Consider the following 20,052-nt stretch of genomic DNA (forward strand, 5'->3'; position numbering starts at 1 on the left):
TTGCCGGTCCGCACTCGGCGGTGGAGATCACGAACTCGCGCCAACGGAGTCGCAATCCGATAACATCGCCGCGAAGATCCTTTGGTAGTCCACTTTCCCCGGCCCTCCACGGCCGGATTCTGATTTGCGCGAAAATTGTTTGTTCACAGCTATTTGTAAGTCCCGTTCAGAGCCGACGGAGGCGATATCGTGTCCAATGGACCAGTTATTCAGTGGTACGCCACCCCGGCCGCGCGTAGCGTATAGCAGGATCCCATGACGAGGTTCGTTATCGGACGTGTCGCCGGCGGCCTGCTCACCCTCCTGGTGAGTAGCATGGTGGTTTTCGCGATGGTGCGGTTCATTCCGGGTGACCCCATTACAGCCCGCCTCGCGGAAGGAGGCCTCAGCCCTGAAGCCCAAGCCGCGTTGCGCAAGATGTATGGCTTCGACCAGCCCTTGGTCGAGCAGTATTGGAGCTGGTTGAGCGCCATCGTCCAGGGAAATTTTGGTTCATCCCTCACCACGCACACCCCGGTGATCGAAGACCTACTCACACGAATACCGCGCACGATCTACCTTGCGCTCGCGGGTATATTCTCAGCACTGGTGCTGGCGGTGCCGACCGCGATCATCACCGCTCGCTACCCAGGTGGCCGCTTGGATTCCCTCGTCACCACCGTGAGCGGGATCTTCGTTGCGGTACCCAATTTCGTCATCGGAATCATCCTGATCATCGTCTTCGCCGTACAGCTCAAGTTCTTCCCGGTAGCGGGATACATCGAACCCAGCGCAGACCCACTGGGTTTCGCGGTCAGCATCGTGTTACCCGCCCTGACTGTCGGGCTACCCGCTTCCGCGGTCATCGTCCGCGTTCTACGTTCGAGCCTGCTTGATGAACTGCGCCGGGACTACGTCCGCACGGCCGAAGCGCGGGGCGCATCTCGGCTCCGAGCGATAACCAGGCACACTCTCCGCAACGCTTCCCTTCCCACTGTGACCATCGTCGGCCTCCAGATCGGTCAGCTGCTGGGTGGAGCAATAGTGGTCGAGACCCTGTTCAGTTACCCCGGCGTTGGATTGCTGCTGCTCAATTCGATCACACAACGGGACTACCCCGTTGTTCAGGCGTGTCTGCTCTTTCTCGCGTTCGCGTTCGTGGTCGTCAACCTGGCGACCGACGTTCTGTACGCGGCGCTGAACCCGAAACTGAAGGTCGGCCGATGAGCGTACATTCGATCGCGGTACGACTGCCTGCGAAGATCCGCGGCAGGAGCATCAACTACCGAGTGGCAATATGTGGGTCTCTCCTGGCCCTGATAGCGCTGGCAGCATTTTTGTCACCATTGGTTCAACCTTATGACCCGCAAGACCTGACTGCAGGACTACCACTTTCCCCGCCATCGCCGCAGCATTGGTTCGGCGTGGATGATTTCGGCCGGGACCAGTTCAGCAGGATCCTCGACGGCGCCCGGATAAGTTTGAGCGTCTCCGGTACGGTCGCGGCGGTCTCGATGCTGATCGGGATACCTTTCGGTCTGTTCCTCGGTTACCGGCGCGGGCGGCTGGACTTCGTGTTCGGCAGGTTGCTCGATGTGGTGTTCGCGTTCCCCGGCCTGCTCCTCGCGCTCGTGCTCGCGACAGCGCTCGGCCCCGGACTCACGACCGCGACTATCGCGATGTGCATCATCTTCACCCCCGTCGCGATCCGGTTCGTCCGTGGCGTCGTCGCTTCTGAGAGTGTCAACGACTACGTCGTCGCCGCACGTATCGTGGGCGCTTCGCCAGTTCGGATCGCGTTCCGCCACCTGCTTCCGAACATCAAGGCGCAGCTGCTGGTCATCGCCACGCTCATCATGAGTTTCGCCGTGCTCACCGAGGCGGCACTGTCGTTCCTCGGGGTCGGCGCGCAGCCTCCCAGCGCGAGCTGGGGCCGCATGCTCACCGACAGCCGCTCGTACCTCACCACCCAACCCTTCCTCGCCCTGATCCCCGCCCTCGCGATCGCCGTGCTCGTGCTCCTCCTCAACACCCTCGGCGACGGCCTTCGTGACCGGCTCGATTCCGACAGCAAGAACATCAATCAGGGGGTGACCGCCGTATGAGCGAACCACAACTGGTCGAACTCGAAGCGCCCGCAGCCGCGCCGGCGGAAGTCCTGTTGTCCGTGCGGGACCTGAAGGTCGGGTTCAAGCGCGGGGGCGGCGTGCTGGAAGCGGTCCACTCGATCTCGTTCGACCTCGGGCAGGGCGAGGCCCTGGGCATCGTGGGTGAATCGGGCAGTGGGAAGTCCGTGACAGCGCTCGCGTTGCTGCGGCTGCTCGACCCGAAGAAGAGCGAGATCACCGGCGAAGTCGCGCTCGCCGGGCGGAACCTGGTGCACCTCAACGCCAGGGAACTCCGGAAAACCCGCGGCAGGGACGTGGGTTTCGTCTTCCAGGACCCGCTCGGCTCGCTCAACCCCGCCAAACGCATCGAGCAGCAGCTCACCGAACCGTTGCGGCTGCACGGGTTGACGAGCGGCAAGGCGGATTCGCGGGAACAGGCGCTGGAGATGCTCCGGCTCGTCGGCATCAGCGACCCACGACGCCGGCTGCGCCAGTACCCGCACGAGCTCAGCGGCGGCATGCGGCAGCGGGTGATGATCGCCGGCGCGATCATCACCCGCCCCCGCCTCGTGATCCTCGACGAGCCCACCACCGCACTCGATGTCACGATCCAGGCGCAGATCCTCGACCTGCTCAGCCGGCTGCGCGTCGAGCTGGGCACGAGCATGCTGCTCATCAGCCACGACCTCGGCGTGGTCGCGCAGGTCGCGGACCGGGTTTCCGTGATGTACGCGGGGCGGATCGTGGAAAGCGGTTCGACGCAGGAAGTGCTCGACCACCCGCGGCACCCCTACACCCGCGGACTGATCGCGTCGCGTCCGCGTCTCGACAGTCCGCTCACCGAGCCGCTCGTCCCGATTCCCGGGCAGCCGCCGGCGCTGGAGGACCACGCCTTCGACGCGTGTTCCTTCCAGCCCCGATGTCCGCACGCGGTGGCCACCTGCAAGGAGGAACTGCCCCTACTCGCCGGACAACCGCACCCCGCGGCGTGCTGGGTCGCCAACTCTTCCTCGGGAGCACGACGATGACCGCTTCGTGGGCACAGACCGAAACACGGGAACCGAAGCAGGCGCCGACGCCGCTGCTGGACATCTCGGACCTCCACGTGCACTTCCCGGTGCCGTCCGGCGCCTTCGGGCACCAGACGCTCCGGGCGGTCGACGGGGTCAGCCTCACCGTCGCGCCGGGTGAAACCCTCGGCCTCGTCGGCGAGTCGGGATCCGGGAAGTCGACCGTGGCACGGGCGGTCGCCAGGATCGAACCCGTCACGTCCGGTGAGATCCGGGTGGCCGGCAGCACGGTGAGCGGCCGGAAGTTCGACGAGAAGGAGCTGCGCCGCACGGCGCAGATGATCTTCCAGGACCCGCGGGGCAGCCTCAACCCGCGGCACACCATCTACCAGGCCGTGCGGGAGCCACTGGACATCCACCGGGTGCGGGCTCCGGGCGAACGCTCGGCGCGGGTGGACGAACTCCTGCGCCTCGTCGGGTTGAACCCGGCGATGCGCGACCGGTACCCGGGCTCGCTCAGCGGCGGGCAGCTGCAGCGCGTCGCGATCGCCAGGGCGCTCGCCGTCGAGCCGAAACTCCTGCTGTGTGACGAGCCGGTCAGCTCGCTCGACGTCAGCGTCCAGGCACAGGTGGTCAACCTCCTCGCCGGACTGCAGTCCGAGTTCGGGGTGGCGTACCTGTTCATCGCGCACGACCTGGCCGTCGTGCGCCACCTGTCCCACCGGATCGCCGTGATGTACCTCGGATCGGTGGTGGAAACCGCTCCCACGAGCGAGCTCTTCTCCCACCCACGCCACCCGTACACGCGCGCCCTGATCGATGCCGTCCCCGACACCACGCCCGCGGGCGCGCGCGACCAGATCGTGCTCAAGGGCGACATCCCCAGCCCGCTCAACGTGCCCAGCGGGTGCCGCTTCCGCACCCGTTGCCCGTGGGCGCGGGAGCGGTGCGCAACCGAAGCCCCGCAGCTCCGCGAAACCGACGGCGCCGGGCTCGTCGCCTGCCACTTCGCGGAGGAGATCGCGGAGGGAACCCTTGCCCAGCGGACAGCCTGACCAGCAGCACCAATCACCAGCAGGAGGAAACCCGTCATGTCGGTACTGATCACCGGGGCCAGTGGACGAGTAGGGGCCAACGTCGTCCGCCGACTGGTCGAGGCGGGTCGGCAGGTGGTGGCGATGGTGCCACCGAACGATCCGCTGCGGAGCAAGCTCGACTCCGTCGCCGACATCGAGATCGTCGAGGCGGACCTGACCGATCAGGAGGCCATCAACAGCGCCGTGAAGGGCCGGACCGCGATCGTGCACCTCGCGGCCCAGCTCAACCGCAACGAGACGCCCGTCGACAAGTTCTTCGACATCAACGCTTTCGGCACGCTCCGGCTGCTCGAAGCCGTCGTCCGGCACGCGCCGGACCTCGAACGCTTCGTGCTCGCCAGCACCGACGGCACCTACCGGCCCGGCGCGCCGACCGCCCGGCCACTGGCCGAAACCTCGCCGCTGGCACCAGCGGACTACTACGGGTCGAGCAAGCTGCTCGGCGAGGTCATCCTGCAGCGCTGGGCCGACCAGTACGACATCCCCCACACCGTCGTCCGCTTCGGCACGATCCTCAGCCCCGAGGAAGCGGTTTCGCGGTTCCGCTACGAGTACGTCCGCGGCGTGCTCAGCCGGGCGGCGTTGGGGCGCGAATCGAACATCTGGCACCTCTTCCACGGCCACCCCGACATGCTGGAGATCGTCGAAGCCGCTGTGCCGGACAAGGAGATCAACCCGGCGGTCGCACTGCGAGGGCCCGATGGCACACCGTGGACGCTTCACCTCGCCGATGTGCGGGACATCGTCCAGGGCGTGCTGCTCGCCCTCGACCACCCCGCCGCGCTCGGCGAGACGTTCAACATCGCGGGACCGCACCCCACCGGCTTCGACGAGGGTGCGGCGATCGTGGCCAAGGCGTTCGACGTCCCGTCCTACACCGTCGACGTGCCCGTCGACTGGCACCTGGACATGGACGTCTCCAAGGCGCAGCGCCTGCTCGGCTTCGCGCCGGAGTTCGACTTCGCTCGCATGGTGGCCGACGGGTTGAAGGGCACTTCGGTGATTCCCGCCCGTGTCTGACGGAACACCGGGGCCGGGTGCGAGAACTCGCACCCGGCCCCTTCCACGTCAGGTCAGCACCGGCTCCGCCGCGGGTGCGGGCTCCGAGATCGGCCCCAGCATCGCCAGGGCTTCTCCGGCCTCCACGCGGCACCAGCGGCGCAACCGCATCACGCACGAATCGCGTTCGGCTCTGATCGTGCTGATGACCCTTCCTTCGTCATCGCGCAGTTCGCCCAGTACCGCGCCCGCACGCACGTCGTCGCCGACGGAGACGCGGGTGACCCAGCGGCCCGCGACCTCCGCGGGGTACGCGGCGTCGATGTCGCCGTAGCCGCCCCGCACGATCCGCCTGCCGGCGGGCGGCGGGGTGAGCCACCCGGGGGCCTCCAGCATCCCGAGGTGGGCCATGACCCGGAAAAGCCCGCTGAGGTAACCGTCCAGGTGCTCGCCTTCGACCTGCTTGCCGCCACCGCTTTCCACGTAGATCGCGGGAATGCCGAGGCTCCGCGCCGCCGAAAGGGAACGGCCCGCGGCCGCCGAATCGTGTGCCCACGTGATCGGCGCGGCGAAAGCGTGCGCGATTCCGGCCGCCTTCCGGGCGCATTCGTCGTGCAGCTCGTGGTAACCGCAGAAGAACGGCATGATTCCCACGCACCCGGCGCTGTGCAGGTCCACCAGTGCGTCGGAACCCGTGATCACTTCCCGAAAAATCGTGTGCGCCACTTGTTCCGTCGGTTTTCCCACCGGGTCGCCGGGAAACACCCTCGCGAGGTTTTCCCCGTCGTCCGGACTGGTCCGAGTGTCGGCCGCCACGGCCATCGGGTTCGACCGCGGCAGCACCAGCACCCGCCCGCTGAGCCGGTCCAGCTCGCGCAGTTCCGCCACGAACGCGTCACACGCGAGAATCCCTTCCGGCTCGTCCCCGTGCACCCCGCCCAGCACCGCGAGCGTGGGACCCGCGTCGCCGGTGATTTCGTGGAGTTCGAGAGCGACGGAACCACTCACCTGAAGGCTGTTTCGCCGATAGCCGACCACTGGCACTCCCTGCCGGTTTTCACAACACGTCAACCATTTCGCGTAGTGAAATCAGCATGCCATGGCGAACACTGCCGGGCAACCAGCCTCAGACCACCTCACCACGAGCCAGCGCGAGTTCGGCCGGCCGTCCGATGTCGAGCCATTCCCCGACCCGCCACAGCCCGATCGGCCAGTTCCGCTTGAGGCACTCGTCGAACAGCCTGGTGATCGGGAACATCTCGTTCCGCGGGATCAGTTCGAGCAGTTTCGGCTCCAGCGCGTAGATCCCGGCATTCACCGGCCACGCCGCGGTCGGCTTTTCGACCACCCCGGTCAGCTTGCCGTCACGCGATTCGAGCACGCCGAACGGGACCTCGTGCCGGTATTCGGTGACCGCGATCGTGCCCAGCACGTCACGGGCCCCGTGCGCCGCGAGCAGTTGGGAGACCGAGAAATCCGTGATCAGGTCGCCGTTCATCACGAGGATCGGTTTGTCCGGCTGGTAGCCGAGGTCGCCGAGCAGCGAGAGCGCACCGCCGGTCCCGAGTGGCCGGTCGGTCTCCTCACGCAGGTACTCGATCACGCACCCGAACTGGGAACCGTCCCCGAAGTGCTTTTCGATCTGTTCGGCGAGGTAGTTGACCGAGATGAAGATCTGCCGGATCCCGGCGCCCACCAGGTGCAGCACGAGCCGTTCGAGAATGGGACGCCCCGCCACCGGCAGCATCGGTTTCGGCGTGTCCTTCGTCAGCGACCCCAGGCGCGTTCCCTTGCCACCGGCCATGATCACGGCCCAGTTCGGCAGTGCGGGCGTCCCGAGCACCTCGTGCTCGAAATGTATTCCGGTGACGACCCCTTCGGAATCGACTATCGGTGCCTCACGCACTTTCAGCGCGTGCATCAGGTCCAGCGCCTCGGCGCGGCCCACCTCTTCCCCGATCGCCGCAGGGGATTTCGCGACCAAGGGCGTCAGGGGGTTGTCGAGTGCGATTCCCTGCAACAGCGCCCTGCGGATGTCGCAGTCGGCCACCGTACCCAGAAACCGCCTTTTTTCGCCGACGACGAAAACATTCGAGACGGAAAATCGGTCGATGACCTGCAGCGCTTCGCGAATCGTCGCATCCGGTTCCAGCAGCAGGTCAGAGAATTGCCTGATCGGGTTGGTCACGATTGTGCTCCTCTAGCCTGTCGGTTCAGTTCCGAGGCTCACCGCCGCGGCAGGTGAGCAGCCAGGGGTCGTGTTTCATCCGGTCCGGCACCGCCCGGGGGCGTGCGCGAATGCGCCAAAGCTGTGCGCAAAGCGGACAGCCCGCGCCCCACCCCCGGAGTTAGCGTCGGAGGTCTCACCAGGGCGAACCCAGCCGAACAGGAGTACGAGCGATCATGGAAGTCGACTTCAACCAGCCCATTTCGCACGTCATCCGGGCCGCCCGGCGCCAGCGCCAGCTCAGCCAGTACTCGCTCGCGAGGGAACTCGCGACGATTTCGGGCCGGCCGACCATCACCCGCGACCTCGTCGCCAGGTGGGAGCGCGGCCACCAGATCCCGCGCCTGGGCACCCGGCAGTGGCTGTCCGTCGTGCTGCAGGTGCCCCAGGAACGCCTCGACATCGCGGCCGCCGCTGCCCGGCGGCGCAGCAGGCTCGGGCACGCGGTGGTCACCGAGAACGCGCCCGCCAGCCCCGGCCCCGCCCGCCGGGCGCAGGGCACCCCGGCGCTGCTGCCGGTGTTCCGTTCCCGTGTGCAGGCCGGGATCCTCGCCGCGACGCTGCTCAACCCCGACCGCTCGTTCAGCCTCACGGAACTGGCCGAGCACGCGGGCAGTTCGCTGGCCAGCGTCGACAAGGAGAACAAGCTCCTGGAGAAGGCCGGCATCCTCACCAGCCGCCGCGAGGGCACCATCCGCCTGATGCGTGCCGCGGGTGACGGCGGTCCGCTGGTCGGCCCGCTGACGGAACTGATGCGCCTGACCTACGGCGTGCCGCAGGTGATCGGCGAGGAGTTCGGTGCCGTGCCGGGCGTCGTGCGGATCGTGCTGGGCGGTGTGTGGGCCGACCGCTTCGCCGGAATCCCCGGCCCCGCACCGGAAAGCGTCGAACTGCTGCTCGCGGCACCGCCCGGGCGCAAGCCCGACGAGCGCGCGCTGCGCACCGCGGCGAAGCGCACCGAGGAACGGCTCAAGCGGCCCGTGCACTTCGCCGTCGCGACGCTCGAACCGGACCTGGACACGCTGCAGATCCCCCGCCAGCGCCCCGGTCACCCGGTGGTCGAGGTCGCGCCGATCCGGCCGCGCGTCGCACCGCAGATCGCCGGCGTCGCGCTGACCGGCAACGAGGTCGTCACGCAGCTGCTGCGCACCGGTCAGCTGGAGATGGCGGGCGGGCCCGCCGCGAACAGCCAGCCGTTCCTGCAGCTCGCGAGCAAGCACATCGCCTCGGCCGAGCACCTCACGGACGCTTCGCCGGACTCGGCGTTCGTCCTGCTCGCGCAGGCCGCGCAGCTGATCGGGTCGGCGTTGCTCGCCCAGCAGGGCCTGCGGGCCTCCGCCGCGGCGCCGGACCACGTCGTCGGCACGGCCGTGACGGCCCAGTTCGGGCACCAGTTCTCGCAGGTCGAGGCGTTGCGCCAGCGGGCGAGGGAGCTGCAGACCCCGACGAGCCGCGACAGCCACGTCATCCCGGCCGAGGCCAAGACCTACCTCGGGACGGTGCGGTCGCTGCTGGCCGCCGCGGCCGAGGTGATGCCGAAGCTCGGGCTGTTCGGCTGAGCCGAGGTGAGCTGGGCATGTTGCGGAACATGGCGGTGGAGCTCGCCAGCGTGGTGAACCACCTGGTGCGCTACCCCACCGGGATCGGCACCCGCTGGACGCTGACGCCGCGGGCGCGGCGGCCGCTGGTGGTGCTGCCCGGTCTCGCCGACAACACCGCCGTCTTCACCGAACTGCGGGCCGCGCTGGAGGCGTGCGGGGCCGGGCCGGTCGTGTCGTTCAGCTACAGCCCGCTGGTGGGCACCGTGCAGACGGCGGCCACCCGGCTCGCCGGGCAGCTCGAGCAGCTGTGCGAGATCAGCGGCGAGCAGCAGGTCGACCTCGTGGGGCACAGCCTCGGCGGCCTCATCGCGCGGTACTACGTGCAGCGGCTCGGCGGGCACGCCCGCGTCGGCACCGCCGTCACGATCGGCACGCCGCACCGCGGCACGATCGCGGCCCGGCTGCCGTCGCCGTTGCCGCTGGTGCGGCAGCTGCGGCCGGACAGCGCCCTGATCCGCGAACTGGCCGAGCCGGCGCCGGGCTGCACGACGCGGTTCGTCGCCTTCGCCGGCGAGAGCGACCAGGTCGTGCTGCCCAGCCGCAACGCCCTGCTCGTGCACCCCGACCTGGCGGTCCGCAACGTCGTGGTGCCCGGTGCCGGTCACCTGACGCTCGCGGTGCACCGGCAGGTCATCACCGAGATCTGTACGCTGTTCCGCCCTCCGGATAACTTCGGATGTGTGCCCGAACAGCGGACAGCCTGATATGCTTTTTCACTGAACGAACATGGCGTACCGACAAACGAAACACAGTCGAAGCGTCAGTGACCCGACCGGCGCTCGTTCTGGCCACTGAGAGCAAGCGGAGGGTGGTCGCGATGAGTCCCGTTTCCCCGGACCTGCCGGCACGAGCCCTGGCGGTGCTGCGAGCAGTGGCCGCCGGGCGCGCCGAGATGACGTGCAGCTGCGAGCCGGACCTGTTCATCGACGGGCTCGCCTGCTGCGACCAGGCGATCGCCCGGCTCCTCGCCCACGCGGAGCTGATCTGCCCGGCGCGGCCGGGTGCGCTCGGGCAGCGCGTCCCGGTCCGGCTCACCGCCGCGGGCCACACCGTGCTGCGGCCGGAGCCGCTCGAAGCGGCCTGAGCCCCGAAGCCACCCACCCGTGTGAGTCTCGTTCGGGTTTCCGCCTTCCGGGGCAGGGAAACCGGCTGCCATGTCCGCGTCCAGGTACTTCGAAGATCCGGTGGCGGACGCGGATTCGAAGGCCTCGCGGCTGTCCGGGCCCGCTGAACCGCTCGGCCCGCTGGGGGCGCGCTTCGACCGGCGGTCGCCGTTCTTCGTGGGCCTCTCGCTGGCCGCGGGGATGGCCGTGACGGCGGGCGCGGTGTGGTTGTTGTACGTCACCAGCGGAACGCTCGTGCTGATCGGCGTGGCGTTGTTCCTCGCGATCGGGCTGGAACCCGTCACCGGCTGGCTGGCCGGAAAGCGCCTTCCCCGTCCCGTCGCCGTGCTCGTCGTGGTGCTCGCCGCACTCGCGGGAGCCGCCGGGCTGCTCGCCGCGCTGGTCCCGCCGCTCGTGGCGCAGGCGACGAAGTTCGTCGACAAAGCACCCCAGCTGCTGGGTGATCGTGGCTCACCGCTGGGCCGCCTCGCCGAGCGGTTCCAGCTCCAGCAACGGGCGGAGTCGGCACTGCACAACCCCGAACTGCTGACCGGCCTCTTCGGCGGGGGCAAGGCCCTGCTCGGCACGCTCACCGACATACTGGTCGTGGCGGTGCTCACGATCTACTTCCTCGCGAACTTCCCGAAACTGCGGGCCGCGGCCTACCGGTTCGTGCCGCACAGCCGACGTCCGCGCGCGATCCTCATCGGCGACGAGATCCTGGCCAAGGTCGGCTGGTACGTGCTCGGCAACCTCGCCGTCTCGCTCATCGCATCCGTCACGGCGTTCGTGTGGCTGCTGGTCTTCGGCGTGCCGTACCCGGTGCTGCTGGCGCTGCTGTTCGGTGTCCTCGACCTCATCCCGGTCGTGGGCTCGACGGTCGGCAGCGCGGTCCTGGCGCTGATGGCGCTGACCGTCTCGGTGCCGGCGTGCCTGGCAACCGTCGGTTTCGCGCTCGTCTACCGCTTCGCCGAGGACTACCTGCTCGTCCCGAAGATCATCGGCCGCGTGGTGCGCGTGCCCGCACTCGTCACCGTCGTCGCGGTGCTGCTCGGCGGGGTCCTGCTCGGCGTCGTGGGCGCGCTGGTGGCGATCCCGCTCGCGGCCGCCGTGCTGCTGCTCCTGCGCGAAGTCACCTTCCCCCGTCTCGACCGCGCATGAGCCCCGTGTACGCTCTTCCACGGAGGATTGGCCGAGCGGCCTAAGGCGCACGATTGGAAATCGTGTTGGGTGTAACAGCCCTCACGGGTTCGAATCCCGTATCCTCCGCTCTCTTCCGACAGGCCCCGGGCGGATAAGCGCCCGGGGCCTGTTCACACGATCGGCCTAGTGCACTCCCCTCCCGGGCATACCGATAGTTTTATGAGGGTCGTCACCAACGACGACCACGTGGCACGACACATCCGAGGAGAACCCACACCGATGGCCGGAGTGGAAGAGATCCGGGCCGGTATCGCGATGGCGAACGAGAAGTGCAACGCCAGCGTCGCCGCCCTGCAACAGGCCGCCCAGGCACTCGAGGAGGCCCAGCAGATCCTCGGCCAGGTGACGGCGGGCAGCACCCAGCCGGAGGTGACCCAGGCGCACGGCCTGCTCGCCGAAGCGGTCCAGGGCATCACGGGCCAGCAGAACACGATCCAGGCCGCCGTTTCGTCCGCCGAGTCCTACTCCGCTCGGCTGTAGATGTTCTCGCTCGCCGAGCTGCACGCCCAACTGGGCGCCTTCCGTGCCAAACTGGCGGAGGCAACCGAACACACCAACCGTGCGGTGGAGCTGCTGGATGAAGCACGCGAAACGATCGTCACGGCCTTCGAGCAGGCGGAACCCTGGGTGCCGCCCCAGCTCGCACTCGCCGAGGAACGGCTTCGCCAGGACGCCGGCCGGCTCGCCGCCGCGGACGACCTGGTGAGCGGCTACCAGGCCAGCCTGTAATGAAGTTCGCCAAGTCCAGTGCGCAGCGCGGGCGGGTGCTCGCCGCGCTCGGCGCCATGCGTGAGCAGCTCGGCCTCGTCCTCGGCGCGGCGCAGGCCGCCCGCGAGTCGGCCGAGGCCGAGCTCGAACGCCTGCGCCTGGAGCAGCGCATCGTCCGGGCCGGCATCGCGGGCGCCGACCCCGAGGACCTGCGGCACCCGGCGCTGGCGAGCGTGCGGGAGCGGCTGAACGCCGTGCACGCCGCCTTCCACGCCGAGGCGGCGACGGTGCCGGGGCAGCTGCGGCAGCTGGTCGCCGAGACGGCGCCGGGTGCGGCGAGCAGACCGCCGAGCGACTGGCTGGGCCGCGTCGGCACCGGCAAGCTGACCCCGCCGCCGCTGTGGCGGATCGGCTCGTCCACAGTGGACTCCACGGGACCGTTCCCGGTGGCCGTGCCGTTGCTGGACGAGTCGCACCTGGCGATCACGACCGCCCCGAAGACCCGCGCCGCCGCGGAAGCGCTCGTCGAAGGGCTGCTGCTGCGGGTGCTGAGCAGCATGGAGCCCGGCGCGGTCCGGGTGCACCTGTGGGACATCGGGCAGCTCACCGCCGTCCTGCCCAACCTCTACCCGCTCAGCCGCACCAGCGCCGTCACCGTCTACGACCCGGCGCGCCTGGACGACCTGCTCGACGAGCTCGCCGGGTACGTCCGCCGCATCTCCGCGCAGACCATGCAGGCGGGGCACCACTCGCTGCGCGACATGCGGGAGGCGCTCGGGCAGCGCACCGAACCGTGGCGCATCGCGGTGTTCTTCGGCAACGGCGAGGACTGGTCCCGCGAGCAGCAACGCGAACTGCGGCGCATCGCGGGCGGCGCGCTCGCGGCGGGGATCTCGCTGATCGTCGTCGACCTGCCGACCATGCTCGGCGGTGGTGTCGAGAACATCCGCCTGCTCGACGAACAGCACGCCGTGACCAGCATGACCGGCCCCGACCTCGTCGTCGACCTCGATCCGCCGATCCCGGCCGTCGAGGTCAGCAGCGCGGCGAGCAGGCTGGCCGAGGCCCTGATCGCCAAGCAGGGCGGCCCGCGTTCCTTCGCCGACCTGCTGCCCACCGAACTGGGCCAGGAGAACTCGGCGCGTGAACTGCGTGCGCCCGTCGGGTTCTACGAGGGCGACCCGGTCGAGGTGGTGATCGGCGACGCCACCCCGCACGCCCTGATCGGCGGCCCGAGCGGTTCGGGCAAGACGAACTTCCTGTACGCGCTCATCGGCAGCCTCGCCGCCCGCTACCCACCCGGCGAGCTGGCGCTGTACCTGCTGGACTTCAAGGAGGGCGTGTCCTTCGCGGGCCTCGCGCCCGGCCGCCGTGACGCGAGCTGGCTGCCGCACGCCCGCCTCATCGGGGTCAACGTCAACACCGACCGCGAGTTCGGGCTGGCGTTGCTGCGGTTCCTCGCCGACGAGCTGCGGCGCCGTTCGGCCGCCGCGAAGGAGCACGAGGTCACCGACCTCGCCGAGCTGCGCCGCCAGGACCCGACCGGGCACTGGCCGCGGATCGTCGCCGTGATCGACGAGTTCCAGTACCTGTTCGCCGGCCGCGACGCCGTGACGAACCAGGCCACGGCGCTGCTGGAGGACATCGCCCGCCGCGGCCGGGCGCAGGGCATCCACCTGATACTGGCGAGCCAGGACATCGCGGGCATCGACGCGTTCTGGGGCAAGCCCGCGGTGTTCGAGCAGTGCACACTGCGCATCGCGATGCCCAAGGCCCGGCGCGTGCTGGCGGAGACGAACAACGCGGCCGTCGCGGCGCCGAAGTGGCACGCGGTGGTCAACCACGATTCCGGTGTCGCGCACGGCAACCAGCTCGCCCACGTGCCCGACGCCAGCAGCCGGGACATCTTCTCGTCCCTGCAACGAAAACTGTGGGAGCTCTACGCCGACGAGCACCAGCGGCCGCGCCTGTTCGACGGCGCGCACTCCCCGATGCTGGAGCACGTGCCGGCGTTCGCCGCGCTGTCCCCCGGCGGTCGCCCGCAGGCCTTGCTGGGCCAGGCCATCGAGGTCGAGGACACGGCGTGCGCGGTGGACCTGTTCAACGCGCCCGGCCGCAACCTCGCGGTGCTCGGCACCGCTGCGGCGGAGGCGCTGTCCATTTTGGACGCCGCAGCCAAGTCGCTGGCGCGCCAGTACCGGCCGCACGAGGCCGAGTTCCTGGTGTCGTGCCTGGTGGAGCGGTGTTCCCCGGCCGTCGACCACCTCGTGCAGGTCCTCAAGGCGGAGGGGCACCTGGTGTCGGAACTGCACGAGGACGAACTCGGCGCCCGCATGGCCCAGCTCCTCGACGAGCCGCCCGACCGCGCGCGGCTGTTGCTGCTGTACGGCGTGGACGCTGCGCTGCCCACGTTGGAGGCGAAGAAACCGGGCGAGCTGAAGAGCGGCCTCGACCACTTCCGCACGGTGCTCAAGCAGGGACCGACGCGGAACGTGCACACGCTGGGCTGGTGGCGCAGCACCGCCCGGCTCAAGGACACGCTCGGCTTCGGCAGCACGGACGACATCGGCGCGTGGGCCGCGCTGGACGTGCAGGGCAGCGAGCTGAGCCAGTTCGCGGCTGGGCAGGTGGTGCACTGGTCGCCGAGGCCCGGCCGTGCGTTGTTCTTCGACCGCAGCACGCACGTGTCCCCGGAAGTCATGATCCCCTTCGACCGCCCGGAGTTCTGATGACGTCCGCCGCCATGCGCTACAAGGAGATCGTCGGGCTCGCCGGCAAGGCGGCCGAGGAGTTGCGGGCGTGGGAGCTGCGGCGCGCGCAGGAGCTGGACAACGAGATCCTCGCCGCCGAGCAGGCCGTCGCCGAGGCCAAGCAGCGTGAGCAGCGCACCGTGCAGGTAGCGCACCACTGGTGGCGCATGGCGGAGGACAACGTGTCCCGGCTGCCGTGGCTCGAACTCGCCGACGGCCCGACGCCCGCCGCCAACGCGCGGGGCGCGTGGCTGGAGCGGTACCTCAACGAGCTGAAGCCGATGTACCAGGAACTGGTGGATTCCGTGCTGTCACTGGGCTGGCGCGCACGCCGCTAGTGCGCCGGGCGCAGCCAGCGGTCCGGTTCGAGCGTTTCGTCCTCGGGTTCGACCGGCAGCGTCACGTACGCCCGCACCCAGCCCGTCTCTTCGCCGACGGCGGCGGGAACCGCGGGGGCGATCCGGCGGCGGGACAGGTGCTCGGTGTGTGCCCGGGTCCAGCTCATGATCGTTCCGACGGGTGGGAAAGCGGCCGGGTTCCCGGAACCGCCGCCGGTCCTCCACCGTCGTAGGCGGCGGAAGGGGGACGCGATGGAGCGTGAGCCGAAGCCGCTCGCCCGCCGCCGGCAACGCGAGCAGCGCATCACCGTGGCGCAGGACGACTGGGGCCTGGTCGAGGTCGGGGTGACCAGGACCGGGGAGGTCGTGGAGGTCGCGATCAACACCGCACTGCTCGGCAAGGTCGATCCCGCCGACCTCGCGGAGGCGGTGCTGCAGGCGGCCCGGGCTGCCCAGCACCGGGCCACCTACCTGCACCCTGTTTAGCCGCGGGGCCGGAAACGCACGATCTGCGGGTCGTGGTCGGAGGCCTGCGTGGCGAACTCGGCGTTGATGTGCACGACGTCGTAGTCCATGCCGTGCGGGGTCTGCGCGGTCAGGATGTGGTCGAGCACCTGGGAATTGCCCTCGTAGACGTAGCTGTACCGCTCGCACGGGGACAGGGTGTCGATCAGGTCGGTGAGCCGGCCGCCCGCGGTGAGCGTCCGCAGCGCCGGGGAGAACTGGTAGTCGTTCAGGTCCCCGGCGACGATCACGTTGGCGTGCCGGTCCGCCGCCAGCAGCTGGTCGACGAACCCGCGCAGCACCTGGGCCTGCTCGCCGCGCTGCACCTCGGAACTGCGCGTGGGCGGCTGGTAGCGGCCGTGCGTCGGCTGGTCGCCGCCCTTGGAGTTGAAGTGGTTGGCGAGCACGAACACCGTCCGGCCGCGGAAGACGAACTCACCCGCGAGCGGTTTCCGGCTGTCCTCCCACGCCTCGTTTGTGGGGTCCACCCGGCCCGGCGAGACGGACAGGTGCACCTTGGCCCGCTGCTTGACCACGGTGACCGCCGTGGTCGCGTCCCCACCCGGTCGATCCACAAAGGACACACGCTGGGGGTTGAACAGGAAGCCCACCCGGATGTTGCCGCCGGGTTCGCCACCGTCCTGGTCGTCCTGCGGGTCGATCTCGCGCCACTCGTAGCGCGGGCCGCCCGCCGCGACGATCGCGTCGGTGAACCGCTTCAGCGTCTGGTCGGCGGCGACGACGGTGTCCGCGGTTGTTGCGGCACCGTTGTTGTCCTGGATCTCCTCCAGTGTAACGATGTCCGGCGCGGCGAGGTTGTCGACGATGCCGTGCGCCAGCTGGTCGAACTTCTCCTGACCGTCCACAGCGGACAGGTTCTCGACGTTGTAGGTCGCGACCGCCAGCTCGTCGGGACGCTGCTTGCGCGTGACCTCCTTGGTGATCCCGCCGCTGCGTTCCTGCCCGAGGGTGGTCGCCTCCAGCGTGTAGCCGCCGTAGGAGTCGTACTCGACGGGCCCGGACGTGACGCCGGTGAGCGTGTCGCCGACGTTGACGACGGGGAAGGGCCGCTGCGCGAAGGGCAGCAGCGACTCGACCTTGAGCACACCGGTGTTCGGGTCGTCGTATCCGGTGTAGACGGTCCCGCCGCGCGGCGTGGGGTTTTCGCGGGGTTTCGTCGTGACGTACAGCTCGTTGTACTCGTTGCTGGGCCCGACGACGCGTGCGTCGCTGACGCTCACGACCTCGCCCTCGTGCGCCTCCCAGAAGTCCAGCGCGTACTTCGCCGGTTGCAGCGGCAGGCTCTCGATGTTGCCGCCGACCTGCGGCGCGAGTTCGCCGGGCACGGTGTTCGGCGTGAGCACGGTCGGTGCGGGAAGGGCGTTCCCGCTCGACTGGACGGTCCACTGTGGACCAGTGAGTTCCGTGGTGGACTGGTAGATCGAGTCGGTCGGGCTGTCGGGGTAGTACTCGCTGACCGTGCCGGTCACGCTGACGGCATCGCCGACCGCGACGGCGGGCGTGGTGGAACCGGTGAACACGAACAGGCCCTCGCTGGTGCGGGGGTCGTTGTCGGGCTGGGGATCGGTGAGCCAGAAGCCGCGTGAGGAACCGAAGGAGCGGACGGCGGTGACGATGCCGGTCACGCCCGTGACCTTCTGCCCCTTCAGCGGGGAGATGCGGGTGACGCCCTGGATGTCGTGGATCTTCGCGGGCGTCGCCGGGGTGCTGCCGCCGGCGGTCTCGCCCTTGGTGTTGGTCGGCGAGGGCGTGCCGGCGGTGAAGTCGGCGGCGTTGTCGTCGGTGTCGGCGCCGGTGCGCGAGACGGAGGTGGTGTTGCTCGCGGCGGGCGCGGGGTTGGCCTCCCGGACGGTGGCGTTGCCGTAGCCGACGAGGTCGTGGATCGCCGGGTCGGCGGTGCAGTCGGCGGCGGTGAGGCAGGTCAGGGCGGTGGTGCCGTGCACGAGCGCGACGGTCCCGGCGCCGGCCGCGAGCGCGATGCTGCCCGAGGCGTCGGCCGTCGGCAGGGCGACGGTGCCACCCGATCCAGTGGATTCGGCGACGAGGTACCGAGCGCCCGCGGCCACGCTGCCCTTGAGCGGGGTGACCTGCCACTTGCTGGAGGCGCTCGGGCTCGCGGGGAGGTACTGCACGCTCCACCCGTCGAGGCTCACGGCCGTGCCGGCGACGTTGGTCAACTCGATGAAGTCGCTGGTCAGGGTGGCGCCGGAGTTGCCACCGCCGCCGTACACCTCGCCGATCAGCACGTCGGTGGCAGGCGCCCCCAACGCGGGCGACGCGCCGACAACCAGCCCGGCGGCGGCCATGAAGGCCACGAAACCCGTTCTACGAGAGATCACCCTCAGTTCCCCTCAGTCTCGATCGGTCGAGGCATCCTCCCTCGAAACGGTGAGACAGGGGAAGACCACGGTGTAACAAGTGGTAACGGTTCGCTGACGGTGCCCGGTCGGGGTGGCGAGGTCCGTGCGGGCCGCGCTTCTACGACAACGCCGCTGCACCAGGCGGCTCGATGTTCACAACGAGCACCCTTTCCGACTGGTACGAGTCGAGATCGGGCACGTGCCAGCTCTCCCCGGCACGGATCTGGTGGAATCGGAAGGTCCCGTTGGTCTCGTTCGCGGCGACGATGCACCGAACGGGCACGCGGGGGGTCAGTGCGTACACCGGCTCCCGCAGAGCGAATGCGAGTGCGAGCCCCTGGCCGAGCAGAAGTCGCTGCCCCTGCACGGAAATGTGCGGCACGCCTTCGGCGGTCGTCTTGCCCATCGACACGAAACGCTCCAGGTGAAGCGAGGTCTCGTCGCACTCCCAGCCCGTCCTGTCGATGGGAGGCGTCGATCTGACCGCGGTGAATGGCGATCCGGCCCACGTCAGGACCGCACCCCGGCGCTCGATTCCCCGGACCGCCATCTCACGCAAGCCCGGAGCGAGCGAGGGAAGCGGTTGCTCACCGAGCGAGGCGAAGGCCGCGTCATTCATCTGAACCGAGAGCACAACGTCCAGGATGGCAGGACAAGCACCCCCGAAACGCCAGAACGCCCGGCTCCCGAGGTGGGAGCCGGGCGTCCGGCACGAGCGGTAGCGGTGGGATTTGAACCCACGGACGGGGTTAACCGTCACACGATTTCGAGTCGTGCTCCTTCGGCCGCTCGGACACGCTACCGCCGACTAGGGTACTGCACGGCCTTCCCGCACTTCACCGAGGGCGGCTTCCGAACCGCCGCCGGGCGTCGCGGGCGGCGGTCGTCGCCCAGTCGCGCACCTCGTTCGTCGTCTCGCGGACGGTGCCGACCAGCCGGTCCCGGCTTCCAGAGGCGGTGAGCCGCTGGTTGCCCGTCCGGCGGCCGAGCTGCTGCTTCGCCGCGCCGACCAGCTGGCGGGACCTGCTCCTCGCACGCTCCAGAACGCTCATCTCTCCTCCTTCCGGTCTACGGTCGGTTACCCGTGCCCGGCAGGCGTCACACGTCCCGGTGACCCGCGAAGAACGCGTCGAGCAACGCGGCGCACTCGGCCTCCAGCACGCCGCCCACCACCTCCGGCCGGTGGTTTAACCTGCGGTCGCGCACCACGTCCCACAGCGAACCGACCGCGCCCGTCCGCGGCTCCCACGCCCCGAACACCACCCGCGCGACCCGCGCGAGCACCAGCGCCCCCGCGCACATCGTGCAGGGCTCCACCGTCACCGCCAGCGTGCAGCCCTCAAGCCGCCAGCCGTCGCCGTGCACGCGGGCCGCCGCACGCAGCGCGAGGACCTCCGCGTGCGCCGTGGGGTCGCCCAGCTCCTCGCGCGCGTTGTGCGCGGAAGCGAGCAACGCGCCGTCGGGCCCGAAGACCGCCGCGCCGATCGGGACGTCCGGCCCCGCCTCCCGCGCGGCCGCCAGCGCGGCACGCACCAGAGCGGCGTCGTCCATCAGATCTCGTCGAGCAGCGCGCCGAACTCGTCACCGAAGCCGCAGCGCTGCGCGATCATCTGGAGCTGTTCGTCCGGGTACAGGTCGATCTCGCCGACGATGACCTCGAGCTCGGGCGCGGGCAGGCCGACGTCGGCCAGGATCTCCAGGTCGCCCTCTGGCCAGATCGAGTCGTCCTCCTCGTCCGGCGGCTCGACGCGCAGCACGTCCAGCACGTCCGCGGCGATGTCGTAGTCCAGCGCCGCCGCCGCGTCCGACAGCAGCAACGACGGGCCACGCGGACTGGGCCGCACGATGACGAAGAACTCGTCGTCCACGGCCAGCAACGCGAACACGGCCCCGGTCGAGCGCAACTTCCCCAGTGCCGTGATTGCCGCGTCCAGATTCGTCAGCGCGTCGGCGTCCAACGCGCTGCACCGCCACTTGCCGTCCTCGCGGACGACAGCCACGGCGAACCCCGCGACCGGCTCCTTCACCGACATGCGCACACCGT

At 69.5% G+C, this 20,052-nt stretch carries 22 protein-coding genes and 2 tRNA genes; 15 read left to right on the forward strand and 9 right to left on the reverse strand.

Features of this window, described 5'->3' with window-relative positions; all coding sequences use genetic code 11:
• Positions 1–255 precede the first annotated feature (255 nt).
• The 5 genes from BMZ92_RS18215 to BMZ92_RS18235 are packed head-to-tail and all read left to right on the forward strand — an operon-like array spanning position 256 to position 5,214.
• Positions 256–1,206, forward strand: coding sequence for an ABC transporter permease (locus BMZ92_RS18215; protein WP_091509037.1), 951 nt, complete (start codon positions 256–258; stop codon positions 1,204–1,206).
• Positions 1,203–2,084 (forward strand): ABC transporter permease, encoded by an 882-nt coding sequence (locus BMZ92_RS18220; RefSeq protein ID WP_091509040.1) that lies wholly within the window; start codon positions 1,203–1,205, stop codon positions 2,082–2,084. Before BMZ92_RS18215 ends, BMZ92_RS18220 begins: the two co-directional genes overlap by 4 nt.
• Positions 2,081–3,115, forward strand: a complete 1,035-nt coding sequence (locus BMZ92_RS18225) for an ABC transporter ATP-binding protein (RefSeq protein ID WP_245783120.1) — start codon at positions 2,081–2,083, stop codon at positions 3,113–3,115. The genes BMZ92_RS18220 and BMZ92_RS18225 overlap by 4 nt, the downstream gene beginning before the upstream one ends.
• Entirely contained in the window at positions 3,112–4,152 is a 1,041-nt protein-coding gene (locus tag BMZ92_RS18230) for an ABC transporter ATP-binding protein (protein ID WP_091509042.1), read from the forward strand. The genes BMZ92_RS18225 and BMZ92_RS18230 overlap by 4 nt, the downstream gene beginning before the upstream one ends.
• A gap of 36 nt (positions 4,153–4,188) precedes the next feature.
• Entirely contained in the window at positions 4,189–5,214 is a 1,026-nt protein-coding gene (locus BMZ92_RS18235) for an NAD-dependent epimerase/dehydratase family protein (RefSeq protein WP_091509045.1), read from the forward strand.
• Positions 5,215–5,262: 48 nt separating this feature from the next.
• Here BMZ92_RS18235 and BMZ92_RS18240 read toward each other — a convergent pair whose 3' ends face one another.
• Both BMZ92_RS18240 and BMZ92_RS18245 read right to left on the reverse strand, forming a co-directional pair.
• Positions 5,263–6,201 (reverse strand): succinylglutamate desuccinylase/aspartoacylase family protein, encoded by a 939-nt coding sequence (locus BMZ92_RS18240; protein WP_177228757.1) that lies wholly within the window; start codon positions 6,199–6,201, stop codon positions 5,263–5,265.
• Between the two features lie 118 nt (positions 6,202–6,319).
• Positions 6,320–7,381 (reverse strand): nucleotidyltransferase family protein, encoded by a 1,062-nt coding sequence (locus tag BMZ92_RS18245; protein ID WP_091509049.1) that lies wholly within the window; start codon positions 7,379–7,381, stop codon positions 6,320–6,322.
• Between the two features lie 215 nt (positions 7,382–7,596).
• Between BMZ92_RS18245 and BMZ92_RS18250 the strand changes: the two genes are divergently transcribed.
• The 9 genes from BMZ92_RS18250 to BMZ92_RS18290 all read left to right on the forward strand — a co-directional run bounded on the left by BMZ92_RS18250 (position 7,597) and on the right by BMZ92_RS18290 (position 15,123).
• On the forward strand, positions 7,597–8,979 hold the full coding sequence (locus BMZ92_RS18250) for a helix-turn-helix domain-containing protein (RefSeq protein WP_091509051.1): 1,383 nt from the start codon (positions 7,597–7,599) through the stop codon (positions 8,977–8,979).
• Between the two features lie 17 nt (positions 8,980–8,996).
• Positions 8,997–9,725 (forward strand): esterase/lipase family protein, encoded by a 729-nt coding sequence (locus BMZ92_RS18255; protein ID WP_245783121.1) that lies wholly within the window; start codon positions 8,997–8,999, stop codon positions 9,723–9,725.
• 113 nt (positions 9,726–9,838) lie between these two features.
• Complete coding sequence (locus tag BMZ92_RS18260; protein WP_177228758.1) at positions 9,839–10,105, forward strand: hypothetical protein; 267 nt, start codon at positions 9,839–9,841, stop codon at positions 10,103–10,105.
• 70 nt (positions 10,106–10,175) lie between these two features.
• Positions 10,176–11,285 carry an AI-2E family transporter gene (locus tag BMZ92_RS18265; protein ID WP_091509054.1) on the forward strand — a complete coding sequence of 370 codons (1,110 nt, stop codon included), beginning with the start codon at positions 10,176–10,178 and terminating at the stop codon, positions 11,283–11,285.
• Positions 11,286–11,306: 21 nt separating this feature from the next.
• Positions 11,307–11,393, forward strand: a tRNA-Ser gene (locus tag BMZ92_RS18270).
• A 153-nt stretch (positions 11,394–11,546) separates the two neighbouring features.
• Positions 11,547–11,807 carry a hypothetical protein gene (locus BMZ92_RS18275; protein WP_091509056.1) on the forward strand — a complete coding sequence of 87 codons (261 nt, stop codon included), beginning with the start codon at positions 11,547–11,549 and terminating at the stop codon, positions 11,805–11,807.
• Positions 11,808–12,056: a hypothetical protein gene (locus BMZ92_RS18280; protein WP_091509059.1), complete on the forward strand. Its 249-nt coding sequence runs from the start codon at positions 11,808–11,810 to the stop codon at positions 12,054–12,056.
• On the forward strand, positions 12,056–14,764 hold the full coding sequence (locus BMZ92_RS18285) for an FtsK/SpoIIIE domain-containing protein (protein WP_091509061.1): 2,709 nt from the start codon (positions 12,056–12,058) through the stop codon (positions 14,762–14,764). Before BMZ92_RS18280 ends, BMZ92_RS18285 begins: the two co-directional genes overlap by 1 nt.
• Positions 14,764–15,123, forward strand: coding sequence for a hypothetical protein (locus BMZ92_RS18290; RefSeq protein WP_091509063.1), 360 nt, complete (start codon positions 14,764–14,766; stop codon positions 15,121–15,123). Before BMZ92_RS18285 ends, BMZ92_RS18290 begins: the two co-directional genes overlap by 1 nt.
• Here the strand turns inward: BMZ92_RS18290 and BMZ92_RS37425 are convergent.
• The gene (locus BMZ92_RS37425) at positions 15,120–15,290 is read right to left on the reverse strand and encodes a hypothetical protein (RefSeq protein ID WP_177228759.1); all 171 of its coding nucleotides are present in this window, start codon (positions 15,288–15,290) and stop codon (positions 15,120–15,122) included. The genes BMZ92_RS18290 and BMZ92_RS37425 overlap by 4 nt on opposite strands.
• An 85-nt stretch (positions 15,291–15,375) precedes the next feature.
• Between BMZ92_RS37425 and BMZ92_RS18295 the strand changes: the two genes are divergently transcribed.
• Positions 15,376–15,609 carry a YbaB/EbfC family nucleoid-associated protein gene (locus BMZ92_RS18295; protein WP_091509065.1) on the forward strand — a complete coding sequence of 78 codons (234 nt, stop codon included), beginning with the start codon at positions 15,376–15,378 and terminating at the stop codon, positions 15,607–15,609.
• Here BMZ92_RS18295 and BMZ92_RS18300 read toward each other — a convergent pair.
• From BMZ92_RS18300 to BMZ92_RS18325, 6 genes are all read right to left on the reverse strand, one after another.
• Positions 15,606–17,954: an endonuclease/exonuclease/phosphatase family protein gene (locus BMZ92_RS18300; RefSeq protein WP_091509381.1), complete on the reverse strand. Its 2,349-nt coding sequence runs from the start codon at positions 17,952–17,954 to the stop codon at positions 15,606–15,608. The two genes, BMZ92_RS18295 and BMZ92_RS18300, sit on opposite strands and share 4 nt — an antisense overlap.
• Before the next feature lie 172 nt (positions 17,955–18,126).
• The gene (locus tag BMZ92_RS18305) at positions 18,127–18,642 is read right to left on the reverse strand and encodes a hypothetical protein (protein WP_091509066.1); all 516 of its coding nucleotides are present in this window, start codon (positions 18,640–18,642) and stop codon (positions 18,127–18,129) included.
• An 82-nt stretch (positions 18,643–18,724) separates the two neighbouring features.
• Positions 18,725–18,811 (reverse strand) — tRNA-Ser (locus BMZ92_RS18310).
• Between the two features lie 33 nt (positions 18,812–18,844).
• Positions 18,845–19,060, reverse strand: a complete 216-nt coding sequence (locus BMZ92_RS18315; protein ID WP_091509069.1) for a CsbD family protein — start codon at positions 19,058–19,060, stop codon at positions 18,845–18,847.
• Between the two features lie 46 nt (positions 19,061–19,106).
• The gene (locus tag BMZ92_RS18320) at positions 19,107–19,559 is read right to left on the reverse strand and encodes a nucleoside deaminase (RefSeq protein WP_091509070.1); all 453 of its coding nucleotides are present in this window, start codon (positions 19,557–19,559) and stop codon (positions 19,107–19,109) included.
• A complete protein-coding gene (locus BMZ92_RS18325; RefSeq protein WP_091509073.1) occupies positions 19,559–20,041 on the reverse strand; it encodes a tRNA adenosine deaminase-associated protein in 483 nt (160 codons plus the stop codon). The genes BMZ92_RS18320 and BMZ92_RS18325 overlap by 1 nt, the downstream gene beginning before the upstream one ends.
• Between the last annotated feature and the right edge of the window lie 11 nt (positions 20,042–20,052).

This window comes from Amycolatopsis sacchari (genome assembly GCF_900114035.1).
In the GTDB taxonomy this organism is placed as follows: Bacteria; Actinomycetota; Actinomycetes; order Mycobacteriales; family Pseudonocardiaceae; genus Amycolatopsis_E; species Amycolatopsis_E sacchari.

Bases quoted from the DNA above. Each gene is read 5' to 3' on its own strand.
- BMZ92_RS18325 (WP_091509073.1), bottom strand. From the start codon at position 20,041: ATGTCGGTGAAGGAGCCGGTCGCGGGGTTCGCCGTGGCTGTCGTCCGC.
- BMZ92_RS18260 (WP_177228758.1), top strand. From the start codon at position 9,839: ATGAGTCCCGTTTCCCCGGACCTGCCGGCACGAGCCCTGGCGGTGCTG.
- BMZ92_RS18285 (WP_091509061.1), top strand. From the start codon at position 12,056: ATGAAGTTCGCCAAGTCCAGTGCGCAGCGCGGGCGGGTGCTCGCCGCG.
- BMZ92_RS18225 (WP_245783120.1), top strand. From the start codon at position 2,081: ATGAGCGAACCACAACTGGTCGAACTCGAAGCGCCCGCAGCCGCGCCG.
- BMZ92_RS18230 (WP_091509042.1), top strand. From the start codon at position 3,112: ATGACCGCTTCGTGGGCACAGACCGAAACACGGGAACCGAAGCAGGCG.
- BMZ92_RS37425 (WP_177228759.1), bottom strand. From the start codon at position 15,290: ATGAGCTGGACCCGGGCACACACCGAGCACCTGTCCCGCCGCCGGATC.
- BMZ92_RS18215 (WP_091509037.1), top strand. From the start codon at position 256: ATGACGAGGTTCGTTATCGGACGTGTCGCCGGCGGCCTGCTCACCCTC.
- BMZ92_RS18280 (WP_091509059.1), top strand. From the start codon at position 11,808: ATGTTCTCGCTCGCCGAGCTGCACGCCCAACTGGGCGCCTTCCGTGCC.
- BMZ92_RS18300 (WP_091509381.1), bottom strand. From the start codon at position 17,954: ATGGCCGCCGCCGGGCTGGTTGTCGGCGCGTCGCCCGCGTTGGGGGCG.
- BMZ92_RS18320 (WP_091509070.1), bottom strand. From the start codon at position 19,559: ATGGACGACGCCGCTCTGGTGCGTGCCGCGCTGGCGGCCGCGCGGGAG.
- BMZ92_RS18290 (WP_091509063.1), top strand. From the start codon at position 14,764: ATGACGTCCGCCGCCATGCGCTACAAGGAGATCGTCGGGCTCGCCGGC.
- BMZ92_RS18275 (WP_091509056.1), top strand. From the start codon at position 11,547: ATGGCCGGAGTGGAAGAGATCCGGGCCGGTATCGCGATGGCGAACGAG.
- BMZ92_RS18265 (WP_091509054.1), top strand. From the start codon at position 10,176: ATGTCCGCGTCCAGGTACTTCGAAGATCCGGTGGCGGACGCGGATTCG.
- BMZ92_RS18220 (WP_091509040.1), top strand. From the start codon at position 1,203: ATGAGCGTACATTCGATCGCGGTACGACTGCCTGCGAAGATCCGCGGC.
- BMZ92_RS18315 (WP_091509069.1), bottom strand. From the start codon at position 19,060: ATGAGCGTTCTGGAGCGTGCGAGGAGCAGGTCCCGCCAGCTGGTCGGC.
- BMZ92_RS18255 (WP_245783121.1), top strand. From the start codon at position 8,997: ATGTTGCGGAACATGGCGGTGGAGCTCGCCAGCGTGGTGAACCACCTG.
- BMZ92_RS18235 (WP_091509045.1), top strand. From the start codon at position 4,189: ATGTCGGTACTGATCACCGGGGCCAGTGGACGAGTAGGGGCCAACGTC.
- BMZ92_RS18295 (WP_091509065.1), top strand. From the start codon at position 15,376: ATGGAGCGTGAGCCGAAGCCGCTCGCCCGCCGCCGGCAACGCGAGCAG.
- BMZ92_RS18250 (WP_091509051.1), top strand. From the start codon at position 7,597: ATGGAAGTCGACTTCAACCAGCCCATTTCGCACGTCATCCGGGCCGCC.